The 15,972-nt window shown below is 68.5% G+C and carries 15 protein-coding genes; 10 read left to right on the forward strand and 5 right to left on the reverse strand.

The window, feature by feature from the left end; translation table 11 throughout:
* The first annotated feature begins 4 nt into the window (after positions 1-4).
* The gene (locus AC0662_RS06240) at positions 5-568 is read left to right on the forward strand and encodes a hypothetical protein (protein WP_478298903.1); all 564 of its coding nucleotides are present in this window, start codon (positions 5-7) and stop codon (positions 566-568) included.
* 133 nt (positions 569-701) lie between these two features.
* Here AC0662_RS06240 and AC0662_RS06245 read toward each other — a convergent pair whose 3' ends face one another.
* Positions 702-1,526: a class I SAM-dependent methyltransferase gene (locus AC0662_RS06245; protein ID WP_452202768.1), complete on the reverse strand. Its 825-nt coding sequence runs from the start codon at positions 1,524-1,526 to the stop codon at positions 702-704.
* 48 nt (positions 1,527-1,574) lie between these two features.
* Here AC0662_RS06245 and AC0662_RS06250 point away from each other — a divergent pair, with 48 nt between their 5' ends.
* The 7 genes from AC0662_RS06250 to AC0662_RS06280 all read left to right on the forward strand — a co-directional run bounded on the left by AC0662_RS06250 (position 1,575) and on the right by AC0662_RS06280 (position 9,280).
* Entirely contained in the window at positions 1,575-2,153 is a 579-nt protein-coding gene (locus AC0662_RS06250) for a hypothetical protein (protein WP_478298905.1), read from the forward strand.
* Between the two features lie 158 nt (positions 2,154-2,311).
* A complete protein-coding gene (locus AC0662_RS06255) occupies positions 2,312-3,649 on the forward strand; it encodes a sugar ABC transporter substrate-binding protein (protein WP_452202764.1) in 1,338 nt (445 codons plus the stop codon).
* Positions 3,646-4,566: a carbohydrate ABC transporter permease gene (locus AC0662_RS06260; RefSeq protein WP_478298907.1), complete on the forward strand. Its 921-nt coding sequence runs from the start codon at positions 3,646-3,648 to the stop codon at positions 4,564-4,566. The genes AC0662_RS06255 and AC0662_RS06260 overlap by 4 nt, the downstream gene beginning before the upstream one ends.
* Positions 4,563-5,429 (forward strand): carbohydrate ABC transporter permease, encoded by an 867-nt coding sequence (locus tag AC0662_RS06265; RefSeq protein ID WP_452202761.1) that lies wholly within the window; start codon positions 4,563-4,565, stop codon positions 5,427-5,429. Before AC0662_RS06260 ends, AC0662_RS06265 begins: the two co-directional genes overlap by 4 nt.
* A 3-nt stretch (positions 5,430-5,432) precedes the next feature.
* Positions 5,433-6,833 (forward strand): polysaccharide lyase 6 family protein, encoded by a 1,401-nt coding sequence (locus AC0662_RS06270; protein ID WP_478298909.1) that lies wholly within the window; start codon positions 5,433-5,435, stop codon positions 6,831-6,833.
* Complete coding sequence (locus AC0662_RS06275) at positions 6,830-7,675, forward strand: AraC family transcriptional regulator (protein WP_478298911.1); 846 nt, start codon at positions 6,830-6,832, stop codon at positions 7,673-7,675. The genes AC0662_RS06270 and AC0662_RS06275 overlap by 4 nt, the downstream gene beginning before the upstream one ends.
* Before the next feature lie 174 nt (positions 7,676-7,849).
* On the forward strand, positions 7,850-9,280 hold the full coding sequence (locus AC0662_RS06280; RefSeq protein WP_478298913.1) for a polysaccharide lyase 6 family protein: 1,431 nt from the start codon (positions 7,850-7,852) through the stop codon (positions 9,278-9,280).
* Here AC0662_RS06280 and AC0662_RS06285 read toward each other — a convergent pair.
* Positions 9,277-10,650, reverse strand: a complete 1,374-nt coding sequence (locus tag AC0662_RS06285; protein WP_478298915.1) for an MFS transporter — start codon at positions 10,648-10,650, stop codon at positions 9,277-9,279. The two genes, AC0662_RS06280 and AC0662_RS06285, sit on opposite strands and share 4 nt — an antisense overlap.
* A 54-nt stretch (positions 10,651-10,704) precedes the next feature.
* Positions 10,705-11,457 carry a glycerophosphodiester phosphodiesterase family protein gene (locus AC0662_RS06290; RefSeq protein ID WP_478298917.1) on the reverse strand — a complete coding sequence of 251 codons (753 nt, stop codon included), beginning with the start codon at positions 11,455-11,457 and terminating at the stop codon, positions 10,705-10,707.
* A 26-nt stretch (positions 11,458-11,483) separates the two neighbouring features.
* Between AC0662_RS06290 and AC0662_RS06295 the strand changes: the two genes are divergently transcribed.
* Positions 11,484-12,617, forward strand: coding sequence for an aminotransferase class V-fold PLP-dependent enzyme (locus tag AC0662_RS06295; RefSeq protein ID WP_478298919.1), 1,134 nt, complete (start codon positions 11,484-11,486; stop codon positions 12,615-12,617).
* Positions 12,614-13,237: a class I SAM-dependent methyltransferase gene (locus AC0662_RS06300; RefSeq protein WP_452204686.1), complete on the forward strand. Its 624-nt coding sequence runs from the start codon at positions 12,614-12,616 to the stop codon at positions 13,235-13,237. The genes AC0662_RS06295 and AC0662_RS06300 overlap by 4 nt, the downstream gene beginning before the upstream one ends.
* Before the next feature lie 954 nt (positions 13,238-14,191).
* Here AC0662_RS06300 and AC0662_RS06305 read toward each other — a convergent pair.
* Both AC0662_RS06305 and AC0662_RS06310 read right to left on the reverse strand, forming a co-directional pair.
* Positions 14,192-15,043, reverse strand: coding sequence for a carbohydrate ABC transporter permease (locus AC0662_RS06305; protein WP_452204687.1), 852 nt, complete (start codon positions 15,041-15,043; stop codon positions 14,192-14,194).
* Positions 15,040-15,966: a carbohydrate ABC transporter permease gene (locus AC0662_RS06310; RefSeq protein ID WP_452204688.1), complete on the reverse strand. Its 927-nt coding sequence runs from the start codon at positions 15,964-15,966 to the stop codon at positions 15,040-15,042. Before AC0662_RS06310 ends, AC0662_RS06305 begins: the two co-directional genes overlap by 4 nt.
* Positions 15,967-15,972: the final 6 nt, after the last annotated feature.

Genomic DNA, 15,972 nt, shown 5'->3' on the forward strand with positions numbered 1-15,972 from the left:
CACCATGAGCAACCAGACGCCCGACGAGTTCGCCCAGATCGGGTCCGACGAGGAAGTCGACGCGGCGCTGAAGCCGAAGAAGACCCTCAACCTGCCGCTGGCGACGGCGATCCTCGCCGGTGTGGTCGTGCTCGCCGTCGGTCTCGGGGGCGGCGCCGGGCTGCACGCCGCGTTCGCCTCGGACAGCTCGTCGAACCAGCCGCAGGCGGGCGGCCGCGGTGCGGGCGGGTATGGAGCCGGTGGGTACGGCGGTTTCCGCGGCCAGAACGGTACGGGGCAGCCCGGTGGTCAGGGTGGCGGCGGCACGATCGGCACCGTCGTGTCGGCGAACAGTTCCGAGCTGGTCGTGAAGACCCAGTCCGGGAGCGTCACGGTGAAGCTGACCGGCGACACGACATACGAGATCACCGCGAAGGGGACCGCCGCAGATCTGAAGGCGGGGGAGCAGGTGGTCGTCACCGGTCAGAACGCGAACGGCTCGATCACCGCGAACAGCGTCCGCCAGGGCTCGTTCGGCGGCGGCTTCCGCAACCCGAACAACCCGAGCGCGACCCCGTCCTCGCGCTGAGGATCCCCAGGCCATCACAATCGCGAACGCACCGCCCGCCTGAGCGTGCCGGCAGCCGCGATCTCCGGATTGTGATGGCCTGCAGATCCGCCACGATCCGTGCGTCCGGCCAGCACCCCGGCCGGGCGCACGTTCATTTCCTGGTCGCGGTGAGGGCGACGGCGACGGAGTCGAGCGTGAAGCTGCCGCCGACCGCGTCGATCGCGGCGCCGGTCCCTTCGAGGACGGCGTCGAGCTTGCCGGCGTCGGCGAGCGGTTTCGCCAGGCCGCTCGTCCGGAGCTGGTCGAGCCATTCGTCGCGGGTGTATTCCCGCGACCACGGGAACGTCGGGCGCTCGAGGTCGGTGAAGGCACCGGTCGCGGTGAGGCTGTCGGCCGTCTGATCGAGGAAGTGCTCGTACGCGCCGAGGGGTGACGCGGCGGCGTGGGACGCGGCCGGGCTGTCCGGGATGACCTCGCGGTGGACCGCGGCGAACGCGGCGCCGAGGTCGGCCGGCGGCTGCAGGACGTACCAGAAGGCGGCGAAGCGACCGCCGGGCCGGAGGACTTCGGCGGCCTTCGCGCTGCCGACGGCCGGGTCGATCCAGTGCCACACCATCCCGGCCGTGAGGAGATCAAAGGCCCGTCCGGCCACGTCCCAGGACTCGAAGGGGGAGACCTCGACGTCCACACCGGTGGTGCGCGCGTACGCCGCCATGCGCTCGTCCACCTCGACGCCAAGCACCTGGCAACCGGCCGCCTGCAACTGGCGGGAACTGATCCCGGTCCCGCAGCCCACGTCGAGCACGTCGGTTCCGGGCGCTGAGGCGGCGACCGCGTGTATCAAGGCCTCGGGGTACTGCGGGCGGGCGCGGTCGTAGAGAGCGGGATCGGTGCCGAAGGATTCGGCCATGTCGCGCCGGGAATGGGCGCGTGCACGGGCCGGTCCTCCGGGCTCGGGCGACGGTAGAGTGGGCATGTGCCCACGATAGTGGGCGGTTGCCCACTCGCGTCAAGGAAGGTGCGTATGCCGACGGGCGTGGCGATGCGGGACGCGCGGGAGCAACTGTTCGACGCCGCCGAGCGGGTGCTGCTCCGGGACGGGCCGGAAGCGCTCACCAGTCGCGCGGCGACCACCGAGGCCAGCGTCGCGAAAGGTGTCCTGCACAAGCACTTCACCGACTTCGACGGCTTCCTCGCCGAGCTCGTCCTGGACCGCATCCGTCGCCTCGACGACCAGGCCGCCGTACTGCGGGACTCGGTCGGCCACGGGACGGTCGTCGACAACCTGACCGCGATGCTGACCGATCTGTTCGGGTCGGTCGCGGTGGCGATCGTCAGCCTGACGATCTCGCGCGACGGCCTGCGGGCCCGCTTGCGCGCGGCGGTGCCGACCGGCGTACCGATCCTGACCGATGCCGGCCGGATCCTGCTGGAGTACCTGACCGCGGAGCAGGCGATCGGCCGGATCCCGGCCGGCGCCGATCTGAACACTTTGGGTCTCACCCTGATCGGTTCCACCCACCTGCTGTTCGCCGACCGCACCGGGACACGCCCGACGGTCGCGCAGGTGCGGGCGTTCGTCGCTTCAGTCGTCCCCGCCTAGTCGCCACCCAACCACGCCGTCCCCGACCCGCGGGTCGGCCGGCGGTCTGTGGGGAGAGATCGGATGACTCATTGACGGCTCAGCTTGGAAAGCGCTATCTTGCGACGAAATGAGGCCAAAAAAGTACAAATCGGCCTCTTCGTAGACAGGAACCTGGCATGAGTGTGTCCGTGATCCGGCCGTTCAGACTGCTCGCCCTCGGGCTCGGAGCGGTCCTGACCCTGGCCGCCTGCGGGACCGGCGGCGCCGGTCAGACCGCACAGGACTCGTCCGCCCCGCTGGAGCTGTGGGCGCGGACGACCCCCGGTGGTGACGGGGAGAAGGGAATGAAGAAGCTCGCGGCGGCCTTCGAGGCGGCGACCGGCCAGAAGGTCGAGGTCACGGCGATCTTCGACGACTTCGAGACCAAGCTGTCCCAGCGCGCCGCGCAGAAGGACCTGCCGGACATCGTCATGAACGACTCGTCGCAGCTCGGCACGATGGTCGGCCAGGGCATCGTCCGCCAGGTCGACCTGAGCCAGATCAAGGGCGGCGACCAACTGCTGGAGCCCGCCATCGAGGCCGCCCGTGCCTCCGACGGCAAGACGTACGGCGTCCCGTACTCCGCGCAGGCCTCGGCGCTGCTGATCCGCAAGGACTGGCGCGCGAAGACCGGCCTGCCCGCCCCGACGACCTGGGACCAGATGGCCGCCCTGGCGAAGGCCTTCACCACTCAGGACCCGGACGGCAACGGCAAGGCCGACACCTATGGCCTCGCGGTGCCCGGCTCCACCAAGCGCGGCTACGCCTCGTGGTACTTCTCGAACTTCCTCTGGGCCGCCGGCGGTGACTTCATCGCGAAGCAGCCCGACGGCAAGTACAAGCCCGCGATGTCGACCCCGGAGTCGGTCGCCGCCACCAAGTGGTTCCGCGACCTCGCCTGTACGTCGAAGGTGATCCAGCCCGGCGCCGCGACGATGGACACCCCGCCCACCAACGAGACGTTCGAGGCGGGCAAGACCGGCATGTACGTCGTCGGTCCGTACCTGATGCCGCGCTTCGACAGCTCGCTCGGCAAGGACAAGTACGAGGTCGTGCCGATGCCCGCCGGCCCGAAGGACTCGACCGTCCTGGCCGAGGGCGGCAGCGTCTACCTGATGGCCGGCTCGAAGAACGAGGCGGGCCAGAACGCGTTCGCCGGCTACGCCATCTCCGCCGAGGGCCAGAAGATCGGCATGGAGGGCGAGAAGGCCTTCATCGTCCAGTTGCCGGTCAACAAGAACGTCGACATCAGCACGGTCCGCCCCGACCCCCGCTGGAAGCTGTACGCCGACGTGTACCGCGAGCACGGTCGCTACGCCCCCTCGATCCCGAACTGGACCGTGGTACGCCAGAGCTCCGCGGACACCGTGAACGCCCTGATCGCGGACTGCGGCCTGGACGTGAACTCCGAGCTCCAGAAGCTCGACACGAAGCTCGGTGAGGCGCTCGGCCAGCAGGGCATCGGCGCGTCGTGACCGCATCCCTGAGTGCGCCGGTCGTGCGGACCGCGACCCGGGAGCGGCGCCGGATCGGTGGTCAGTGGTGGGTGCCGTGGCTGTTCCTGGCACCCGCGCTGATCCTGTTCCTCTACTTCAAGTTCATCCCGATGGCGCGGGCCGTGTCGATGTCGTTCCAGGAGGTACGCCCGTACCTCGGCAACACCTGGGTCGGCGGCGCCAACTACGCGGAGATCCTGTCCTCGGACGGGTTCCGGTCGGCGGCGTGGAACACGATCGTGCTGGCGGTCGGGCAGACCTTCGGCTCGATGGTGCTCGGGTTCGGGCTGGCGTTGCTCGTCGAGGGACAGACGCGCAAGCTGACGTTCATCCGGTCCGCGGCGTTCCTGCCGGTCGTCGTACCGCTCGCGGTGACCGCGGAGCTGTGGCGGATCATGTACCACCCGACGAGCGACGGACTGATGAACCAGGTGATCGGCCTGATCGGGCTCGGTCCGTCCGGGTTCATCAACGATCCGCACACGTCGCTCGCCTCGATCGCCGTGACGGGCATCTGGCGCGGGGCGCCGTACGACATGATGATCTTCCTCGCCGGGCTGGCCGGGATCGACCGCGGGCTGTACGAGGCCGCGACCGTAGACGGGGCCTCGACCTGGAAGCGGATCCTGCACGTCACGCTGCCGGGGCTGCGGCCGGTGTTCGCGATCCTGTTCGTGCTGGCCGCCGTCCGTGGGTTCCGGACGTTCACCGAGGTGTTCCTGCTGACCAACGGCGGGCCGAACGGCTCGACCGAGGTCGTCATGACGCTCATCTACAAGCTGGGGCTCGAGCAGAGTCGCCTCGGCGTCGGTTCGGCCGGTGCGGTGCTGTTGTTCGCTGCGACGCTCGTGCTCACGGTGTGCGTCCAGCTGCTGCGCCGAAGGAGGGCCGCATGAGTGCCGCCACCGAGACCGCGTTGGGGCTGACCGAGAGCAAGGGCATCTGGGCCCGGTTGGCGAAGTTCGTGATCTACATCGGTCTGTTCGTCGTCTTCGCCGGCCCGCTGCTGGCGCTGCTGGTCGGCTCGTTCAGCCACGTGTCGGACCCGACCCAGTTGAGCGTGCTGCCGAACCGGCCGACGCTCGGCAACTTCCGGATCGCGTTCGACCACGGCGTACTGCGGTATCTGCTGAACTCGTTCTTCGTGGTCGGGTTCGGACTGCTGCTCCAGGTGGCCGTCTCGGTGCTGGCCGGCTACGCGCTGGCCCGCAAGGTGTTCCCGATGATGACGCTGGTGATGGTCGCGATCCTGGCCACGATGATGCTGCCCGAGGAGATCCTCGCGCTGCCGCTCACCCTGGTGCTGGCCGACCTGCCGCTGCTGCACCTGGACCTGATGGGAACGCTGGCCGGCATGATCGTGCCGCTCGGCGCGTGGGCGTTCTCGATCCTGGTGATGACCGAATTCATGAAGGACGTACCGCGGGAGCTCGAGGAGGCGGCCCGGATCGACGGCGCCGGCGAGTTCCGGATCTTCGCGCAGATCATCCTGCCGCTGTGCAAGCCGGCGCTCGGGGTGATCGGGGTGTTCGGCTTCACGATGATCTGGGACCAGTACCTGCTGCCGTTGCTCGTGGCCCAGAACTCCTCGTCGTACACGCTGCCGCTGGCGCTGCGGACGCTGCGGATCGACCAGGCGGTCACGCCCGGCGTCGTCCTCGCGGCCTCGTTGCTCGCACTGCTCCCGTCGGTGCTGGTGTTCCTCTTCTTCCAACGCTCGTTCGCCCGGGGTCTGACCTCCGGCGCACTCAAGGGGTGAGACATGGATCGTCGTACTTTCCTCGCCGCCACCGGCATCGCCGGGCTCGGCCTGACCGTCACACTTCCCAGCCGGGCTTCGGCAGGCACCCTGGTTCGCTCGCTGGACGAGCTGCGCACCGCGATCGAGCGGGCCACGCCGGACACCGTCATCACAGTTGCCAACGGCACATACGACGTACAAGCTCCGATCGCGGTCGCCGGGAAGCGTGGACCGATTCTGATCCGGGCCGAGTCGATCGGTGGCGTCGTACTGACCGGTGAGCAGAGCTTCGTGCTGACCGGCTCGTCGGACATCACCCTCAGCGGCTTCGCGTTCCGGCAGCGTACGACGTTCGACGTACCGCCCGACTGCCGGCGGATCCGGCTGACGCGCAACGACTTCCAGCTGGCCGACCTCGACGGACTGCACTGGGTGATGGTGCAGGCCGACGAGACGACGCTCGACCACAACGAGTGGCACGACAAGTCGAAGCTCGGGATCTACCTCGGGATCGAGGGCGCCGGGACCGATCAGATGGCGCGCGGGGTGCACATCACCCGGAACTACTTCCGCGACCACACGTTCCCCGGTGACAACGGCGGTGAGCCGATCCGGCTCGGGGTCAGTCCGCGAGCGCTGTCGACGGCCGGCGCGGTGGTCGAGTTCAACCTGTTCGAGCGCGCCAACGGCGACCCCGAGGCGATCTCGGTGAAGTCGTCGGGCAACACCATCCGGCACAACACGATCCGCGACAGCCTCGGCGGCATCGTGCTCCGGCACGGCAACGCGACCCGGGTCGAGGGCAACTATCTGCTGTCCGGCCAGAACGGGATCCGGATCTACGGCAACGACCACCTGATCGTGAACAACTACCTCGAGCGGATCAGCGGCGCCGGCGTCGTCCTGGGCAGCGGGAGCGTCCGCGACCACTACCCGGGCGAGCCGTCCAAGTCGCGCACCGGCAACGACGCACCGGACCGGGTCCGGATCGCGCTGAACTCCGTGCTCGACTGCGAGTCCGCGATCATCGGCGAGAGCCACCGGACCCTCCCGCCGCTGGAGTGCGCGGTGACGGACAATCTCCTGATGGCGGACAGCGGGCAGTTGGTGAACATGCCGTTCCAGGACGGCATCACCTGGTCGGGCAACATCCATTGGGGACAGTCCGTGGACGGCAACGCTCCGGCCGCCGCGTTCACCCGCGTCGACCCGCGGCTCGCGGCGGGCGCGGACGGCGTACGGCGGTTGAGCTCGGGAAGCCCGGCCATCAACGCGGCGTCGCAGCGCTACCCGGACGTGGACCTCGATCTCGACGGGCACCACCGGATGGGGCGGGCCGATGTCGGCGCGGACGAGTACTCGCCTTCGCGGGTGAAGTTCCGTCCGCTGACAGCCTCCGACGTCGGGCCGCACGCGCGATGAGGACCGCGCAGCACGTCGACGCCGACCAGGAGACGATCCGGACGTACCTCGACCGGCTCCGGCTGGACCTGGTTGTCGCCGCGCGGATCACCAAGGTGCACCGCGAGTGGTCGCGCGCGTTGATGCCCGATCAGTTCTCGAGGCTGTACTTGATCCTCGAGGGCGAGGGCCGGCTCGTCGTGGGGGACACGGAGCTGTTCCCGAAGCCGGGCGAGCTCGTGTACATGCCCGCCGACGTCCCGGTGTCCTACGAGACGATCAGCGACAACGTGTTCCGGAAGCACTGGCTGCACTTCAACGCGCTGATCGGCGACCGCGACATCGGTGAGCTGTTGACCCTGCCGTACGTCGTCCCGAGCAAGGCGCCCGAGGAAGCGGCGGCCCTGTTCGAGCAGGTCGGCGCGGCCGATCGCGACCCGCCCGGGCTCGCGACGCCGCTGCGGTTGCGGTCCGCGTTGACCGCGTTGTTCGCGCACTACCTGGACAGCGCGCCGGCGGGCTCGGTGCGGCTGGCCACGCAGCAGACGAGTGACTCCGGGATCGTGCAGTACATCCAGCAGAACCTCGCCACGCTGCCGAGCGTGGAGGAGCTCGCCGCCGAGTTGGGTTACGACCTGGCGAGCTTCCTGCGGCACTTCCGCACCGAGTTCGGGCTGTCGCCGAAGCAGTACATCAAGAGGGCCAAGATCGAGTGGGCCCAGCGCGAACTGATGGCGACCGCACGCCCGATGGAGGAGATCGCGGCCGCCGTCGGGATGGACCAGTCGTACTTCTCCAAGGTGTTCCGTCAGGTGAGTTCGGTAACCCCCAGCGAGTACCGAAAGCTCTACCGCCCCAGCTAGTGACCTGGGTCGGACGGTCGGCGGCGCTTTCGGCGCCCAGGCACGCACCTCACGGCACGTGCCCAGCGCCCACGATGCTCCGCATCGAGGCCACTGACCACGCACCGCGATGCACGCACCTGAACACCGAAATCACTCGCCGAACGTCCGACCCAGGACACTAGGAGTCTCGTCATGGATCGTCGTACCTTCTTGACCAGTAGTGGCGTCGGCATCGCAGCCGCCGCGTTCTCCCTCGCGAACGTTCGTCCCGCACTGGCCGCGCAGCAGGCCACCGTGACGTCGCTCGCCGAACTGCAACAGGCCATCAACAGCGCCACCGCCGGCACCACGATCACGATGGCCAACGGCTCGTACGCCGTACCGTCGGGCTCGCCGATCACGATCAGCAACCGGCACGGCAACAGCACCGCACCGATCACGATCGTCGCCGCGAGCCGCGGCGGCGTGACGCTCACCGGCTCCCAGAGTTTCGTGTTCTCCGGTTCCTCGGACATCACGATCAGCGGGTTCGCGTTCCGGCAGAGTACGACGCTGGAGATCCCGGCGGACTGTCCGCGGATCCGGCTCACGCGCAACGACTTCCAGCTCGCGAGCGCGGCCGAGCACTGGGTCGTCGTCCGCGGTGACGACGTGAAGGTCGACCGCAACGTCTTCCACGACAAGTCCACGCTCGGCGTCTACCTGGTGATCGACGGCCCGGGCACGGAAGCGATGGCACAGCGCACGTACATCCTGCGCAACTACTTCCGCGACCACACGTTCAGCGGGGCGAACGGCGGCGAACCGATCCGCCTGGGGGTCAGCGGCCGCGCGCTCAGTACCGCCGATGCGACCGTCGAGTACAACCTGTTCGAGCGGTGCAACGGCGACCCCGAGGCGATCTCGGTGAAATCGTCCGGCAACACCATCCGGTACAACACGGTCCGCTCGTCGCTCGGCGGCATCGTGCTCCGGCACGGCAACGACAACCGGGTGGAGAGCAACTATCTGCTGTCCGGCAGCAACGGCATCCGGATCTACGGCAACGACCACCTGATCGTGAACAACTACGTCGGCGGGGTCGCGAGCGCGGGCGTCGTACTCGGGAGCGGTACGGAGCGGGACCACTACGAGGGGGAGCCGTCCGACTCACGGCGCGGCAACGACGCCCCGGACCGGGTCACGATCGTGCTGAACACGCTCCGGAACAACGGCCAGGCAGTGGCCGGTGAGAGCCAGCGGACCGTCCCGCCGGTGGCTTGCGTGGTCGCCGACAACCTCCTGGTCGGCGACTCCGGTCAGCTCGTCGACATGCCGTACCTGGACGGCATCACCTGGTCGGGCAACATCACCTGGGGCGGCGCGACCGACGGCAACATCCCGTCATCCGGCTTCACCCGCGCCGACCCGAAGCTCGCAGCCGGCAGTGACGGCGTCTACCGGCTCGGTGCGGGCAGCGCCGCCGCGAACGCGGCCGCCTTGAACCACGCGAGCCAGGTCACCGACGACGTCGACGGTCAGGCCCGGACAGCGCCGTACGACGTGGGCGCCGACGAGTACTCGACCGCGGCGACGGTCCGGCACCCGCTGGCCGCGTCCGAGGTCGGACCAGGCGCCGCCTAGACGACGCTCGGCTGGCTGTTGCCCGCCTCCCGGATGCCGCGGCGCATGTCGACGCGGGTCAGCAGGGCCAGACCGATCACGAAGAAGATGCCAAGGGCGACGATCGCGGGACGGTACGAGCCGGTGATCTGGTGGACCAGACCGAACACCAGCGTGCCGAGCCACGACGTACCGCGTTCGCCGGCCTGGTAGAGCGAGAAGTACTCCGCCTCGCGGCCCTTCGGGATCAGCTGACTGAACGCCGACCGGGACAGCGCCTGCGTGCCGCCGAGCACGATCCCGATCGCGACGCCCATCGCGAGGAACGGCGCGATCTGGTGGGCGGGCAGCAGGAAGCCGGCGATCACGATCAGCATCCAGATCACCAGACCGGCGGTGATGGTCCGGTGGGCGCCGTACCGCTGGGCGACCCGGCCGAACACGATCGCGCCGAAGAACGCCACGAACTGCACCACCAGGATGGTCGCGATCAGCACCTGGGTCTGGAACCCGAGCTGCTTCTCGCCGTACGTCGACGACACCGAGATCACGGTCTGGATGCCGTCGTTGAAGAACAGGTACGCGACCAGGAACAGCAGCGTCATCGGGTAGGTCCGGATGTGCTTCAGGGTCGCCGACAGCTGCCCGAAGCTCTGCCGGACCAGACCGCGGCTGCGGACCGGCTCGACGCTCACCGGCGGCCGGTCCCGCAGCCGGACGAACGGGATGATCGTGAACAGGCCCCACCACACACCGGCACTGAGCAGGCTGAGCCGGACGGCGGTGCCCTGGCTGATCCCGAGCGCGTCGTGCGCGGTGACCACCGCCAGGTTGATCGCGAGCAGGATGAAGCCACCGGCGTACCCGAAGGCCCAGGCGCGTGACGAGACGGCGTCGCGCTGGTCCGGGGGAGCGATGTCGATCAGGATCGAGTCGTACACGACCAGCGCCGAGCCCAGACAGACGTTGCCGATGAAGAGCAGCAACGCGCCGAGCTCCCAGCGGCCGCCGCCGACGAACACCATGCAGCAGGCGGACAGCGCACCGGCCCAGGCGAACGCGCACATCAGGAGCTTCTTGCGGGCCATCCGGTCCGCGATCGCCCCGACCACCGGCAGGAACAGTGCGGAGGCCAGCGTCGCGACCGTGACCACGTAGAACGCGAGCGAGCCGGGGGAGATCCCGAGCCCGAGGACGTGCAGGTCGGTGTTGCACGGGTGGTCCGTGGTCCCGACGTACCCACAGGCGTCGGTCTCGGCGACGGAGGTCAGGTACGGCGCGAACAGTACCGTCGCGACCGTGGTGACGTACCCGGAGTTCGCCCAGTCGAAGAGGCTGAACCCCCAGTACTCACGCTTGTCCACACCGTCGGGGGCGGAGAGAAGTCCCATGCGCGGAAGTCTGTCAGGTCCGGGGTACGTCGCGACGTACCCGGCGATAACACTTCAGTGCCACTGGCCCCGCTCTATCAGGACATCCCGCAGTACGTCGGTGCGGTCCGTGATGATGCCGTCGACTCCGGCGTCGAGCACCCGGTGGATCGTGGGCGCGTCGTCGACCGTCCAGACGTGCACCTGCTTGCCGCGGGAGTGGGCGCGCTTGATCAGACCGGGAGTGAGTACGTGCAGCCGGCCGTAGTGCTCGGGGATCTGCAGGCACGCGCCGTTCGACGGGAGTGCGAACGGCAGGAGCCGAAGCAGCGCGGTCTCGCGGTCGCCGTACCCGGTGCACAGTCGCGGGCCGAGCCGTTTGCGGATCCGGCGTACCCGGGACTGGGAGAACGACGAGACGCAGACCCGGTCGATCGCGTTCGCCGCCGTGAGGACCTGCGCGGCGGGCTCCAGGCCACCCTCGGCCTTGATGTCCAGGTTGAACCGGATGTCGGGGAAGTGTTCCAGCAGCTCGTCGAGCCGGGGGATCGGCTCGTGGCCGTTGATCCTCGCCTTCGAGACCTCCGACCAGGGGAGCTCGGCGATCACGCCGGTCCGGTCCGTGACCCGGTCGAGCCGGTGGTCGTGGAAGGCGATGACGACCCCGTCGCTGGTCGCGTGCAAGTCGGTTTCGACGTAGGTGTAGCCCAGGTCGACCGCGTGCTGGAAGGCGCGCAGCGAGTTCTCGTACCCGATGATGTCGGGGTGTCTGGCCCCGCCTCGATGCGCCATCGCGATCGGTCCGTCGTGGTCGAGGTAGGGGTACACGTCATGAAGTATGTACCGTTTGGGTGGTGACGGTACTCAGCCCCCGCCCTGACCTGTGGACCCTCGACAGCGGTGTCCTCCACCTCAACCACGGTTCGTACGGCGCCGTGCCGCGCCGGACGCAGGAGGTGATGGCCGGCCTCCGGGTGGAGATGGACGCGAACCCGATGGTCTGGTTCCGCACCGTCGCCGACCGGTTGACCACGAGCCGGCTCGAACTCGCGGCGTACCTGCAGGTGGACCCGGCCGGGTTCGCCCTGGTCCCGAACGCCAGCGCCGGCGTGACGGTCGCGCTCGCCACGCTGCCGATCCCGGCCGGCAGCAAGATCGTCCTCACCGACCACGCGTACGGCGCGGTCCGGTACGCCGCCGAGCGGTACGCCCGGGAGCGTGGCGCCGAAGTGGTGAACGTCGGGATCCCGCTCGAGGCCGACGACGACACCGTGGTCGCGCTGATCGCGGAGCAGCTGGACAACGCCTCCGTGCTGATCGTCGACCAGATCACCTCCGGGACCGCCAAGGTGTTCCCGATCGAGGGACTCGTCGCGGCCGCCCACGAACGCGGCGTACCCGTCGTCGTTGACGGCGCCCACGCGCCGGCGCTGATCGACGCCCCGGCCGCCGCGGGCGCCGACTTCTGGACCGGCAACTTCCACAAGTGGCCGGCCGCACCGCGAGCAACCGCCGGCCTGGTGGTCGCCGAACGGTGGCGGTCGGCGTCGATGCCGCTGATCGTGTCCTGGTCGGAGTACGACGAGCGGATGCCGGAGCGGTTCGACATGCAGGGCACGTACGACTACGTGCCGTGGATCGCCGCTCCGGAGTCGCTGCGCGTGCTGGCCGAGCTCGACTGGCCGACCCGCCGGCCCCAGCTGACCGCGCTCGTCGAGGAGGGCGCGCGGATCCTGGCCAAGGCGCTCGGCACCGGCATCGCCGAGGTGGTGCACCCGCCGGCGACGATGCGGCTGGTCGAGCTGCCGTCGTCGGTCGACCTGTCCGGTGGCGACGCTCTGAAGATGCGGATCTCGCGGGAACTGAACGCCGAGATCACCTTCACCGGGTTCGAGGACCGCAAGTTCATCCGGTTGTCGGCGCACGCGTACAACTCACTCGACGACTACGAGAAACTGTCGGAGCGGCTGCCTAGAGTCCTCGGGTGAACGATATCCAGGGGTCATACAACACCGCCGCCGTCGACTATCACGCGATCCTGAAGGACTACCACCGCGCCGATCCGTTCGAGAAGGGTGCGTTGGACTACTTCGCGGCGCTGGTCGAGCCCGGTCCGGTGGGTGACCTCGGGTGCGGGACGGGGCGCATCACGGCGTACCTGGCGGGGCTTGGGCTGGATGTGTTCGGGGTTGATCTGACGCCTGGGATGGTCGAGGTGGCGCGGCGGGAGTATCCGTCGCTGCGGTTCGAGGTGGGGTCGTTGTTCGACCTGGACATCAAGGACGGGGAGCTGGCCGGGGCGCTCGCGTGGTACTCGCTCGTGCACACCCCACGCGAGGAGCTGCCGGCGGTGTTCGCCGAGCTCTACCGCGTACTCCGCCCCGGCGGCCACCTGATCCACGGCTTCAAGGTCGGCGAAGGCAGCCGCCACCTCACCCAGGCCTACGGTCACGACCTAGACCTCCAGGTCTACATGCACGACCCCGCCGAGATCGCCGCCCTCCTAGCCACCGCCGGCTTCACCGAACTGGCAACCCTCACCCGAACCGCCCTCCCCACCGAAAAAGACCCCGCCCAAGCCGCCCACCTCCTCCAAAAACCCAAGTAATCCCCACCCACCGAGCCCGCCAGGCGGGCGACGGGACGCGGTGGGGGCGGGACGTGGTGGGGGCGGGACCTGGTGCGAGGCGGGACGTGGTGCGAGGCGGGACGTGGTGCGAGGCGGGACGTGGCGGGGGACGGGACGTGGCGGGGACCGGAGCTGGTGGGACACGGGACGTGGTGGGGGACGGGACGTGGTGGGAGGCGGAGACAGGATCTGGTGGGCGGAGACCTGTTATTACGTGTCCCCAGCCACCAGTTCCCGTCCCCACCCACCGAGCGAGCCCGACCACGTCCGCGCGTACGACGTACCCCGGCTGTCCCACCGCTCCATCCGCACTCGCCCGACGCCCACCCATCCCCGCAACTCGCCTCGCGTGAAGGCGCCGTCCGCGAGCCCGGAGTAGGCGATGGCCGGTGCAACAGCAACTGTCGGGCGGGGGACCGGAAGCGGTGAGTGGAGAGAGGGTCTGGTGGCTGGAGACCTGTTATTACCTGTCTCAAGCCACCGGTTCCTGTCTCCACCCACCGCTCGCGTGATCGCCTCCGCCCGTACCGCGTAGGTCGGGTGTTCCCCGGGTCCTTCCGCACTCGCCCGACGCCCACCCGTCCCGCGTCTCGCCGCGTCTGTGGCGCCGACCGCGGACCCGGGGGACTGCGGTGGGGCTGAGACAGGAACTGGTGGGTTGAGACCTGCTATTGCCTGTCTTCGGTCACGCTTTCCTGTCTCCGCCCCGCTCGCTTCTTGCGACACGGACTCCCGCGGCGGTGGTGGACACGCGCACGGGATCGCGGCTGCTGTCCCGTGCGCGCGGCTGGGTGTGCACTTCGACGGCTGGGTGTGCGTTTCGACGGGTGGTGTCGCACAGGTAGCTAGTGCACCTGGGCGTGACCGCGTTCGCGCGTACGGCGTACAGCGGGTGCTCTACCCGTTCTTCTGCACGCCTGGGTGGTCGTGGGGTTAGCCCTTGATGGCTCCGGAGGTCATGCCGGCGACTATTTGGCGGTTGAAGAAGAGGAACATGATGAGTGGGGGGATGGTGATGAGGAGGATGTCCATGAAGAGGAGGTTGTACTGGGTCGAGTACTGGCTGGAGAAGTTGTAGAGGGTCAGCTGGACGGTGGCGTTCTTGTCGCCCGGGAGGAAGTACAGCGGGTTCACGAAGTCGTTGAAGACGTTCACCGACTGGACCACGACGACGGTGACGATCACCGATCTGAGCAGCGGGAAGACCACCCGGAAGAAGAGTTTCAACGGGCCCGCCCCGTCGATGACCGCGGCCTCGTCGAGTTCTCTCGGGATGGTGGCGACGAAGGCGCGGAAGAGCAGGATGCAGAACGACAACCCGTAGGCGATCTCGATCAGGATCAACCCCGGCATGGTGCGGAACAGGCCGAATTTCTGCAGGACCCAGATCGTCGGTACGACGGCCGGCGGGATGATCAGGCCCGCTAATACCAGGAAGTTGATGAACCCGTTCCAACGGCTCTTCCGGCGTTGCAGGACGAAGCCGGCCATCGCGGCGAGCACCACCATGCCGGTGACGCTGGCGACGGTCAGCAGCGTGCTGTTGATGAACGCGATCACCAGCATGTAGTCGCGCGCCTCGACGACCTCGATGAAGTTTTGCACGAAGCGGAACTGGTGCGGCCACGAGAAGCTCAGGTCCGCCGACTGCGTGCGGTCCTTCACCGCGGTCAGCACGATGAACGCGAACGGGATGACGAACACCACGAGCGAGACCAGGATCGCGACCGCGCTCAGCGCCCACTTGCGGACGGGGCGGTGGTTGACGAGTTCTGCCGTGCTCACAGGTCGACCTCCTTGCGGTTCAGGAACCAGGAGAGCGGCAGGATGATCGCCGTCACCACGATGAACAGCACCACGTTTCCCGCGGTGGACAGGCCGTAGAAGCCGGCCTGGTACTGCTTGTAGATCACCGACGCGATGACGTCGGAGGTGAACCCGGGGCCGCCGCGGGTCATCGCCCAGATCAGGTCGAAGGACCGCAGCCCGCCGATCAGCGACAGGATGATGACGGTCACGGTGGCGGGCCGGGACAGCGGCAGCACGATCCGGCGGAACTGCTGCCAAGACCCGGCGCCGTCGACGCGCGCTGCCTCGATGTACTCGCGGGGGATCGACACGATGCCGGCGATGTAGATCAGGGTGGCCAGGCCGACGCCCTTCCAGACGTCGACCGCGGCCACCGACAGCAGCGCCCATTTCGGGTCGGTCAGCCAGCCCGGTCCGGTGATCCCGACCAGCGCGAGCGACTTGTTGATCAGGCCCTGGTCGGGGTTCATCAGCACCGTGAAGGTCAGGCCGACGCCGATCGTGGAGACGAGCACCGGGAAGAACACCACCGAGCGGAGGTAGCCGCGGGCAACGATCTGGGAGGTGAGCAGGACCGCGAGCAGCAGCCCCAGCACCACCTTGGACCCGGACGTGACGACCGCGTAGATCAGCGTGTTGGTGAAGCCCTTCACCAGGGCGGGCTCCTGGAAGAACAGCTTGAAGTTGTCCAGCCCGATGAACCGCGACTCGAACAGGCTCCAGCGGGTCAGGCTGAAGTACAGCGAGGCAAAGGTCGGGACCAGGAACAGCACACCGTAGATGACGGCGGTCGGCAGGTAGAACCAGTTCGAGTACGGGCGGTAGACCTTGCTCCCGGCCGCCGACGCGGCCGGGGTGGTCTTGCTGCGCTCACGTGGTGTCACCGAGGTCGCGGTCATCAGGCA

Source organism: Kribbella sp. NPDC043289 (genome assembly GCF_056436705.1).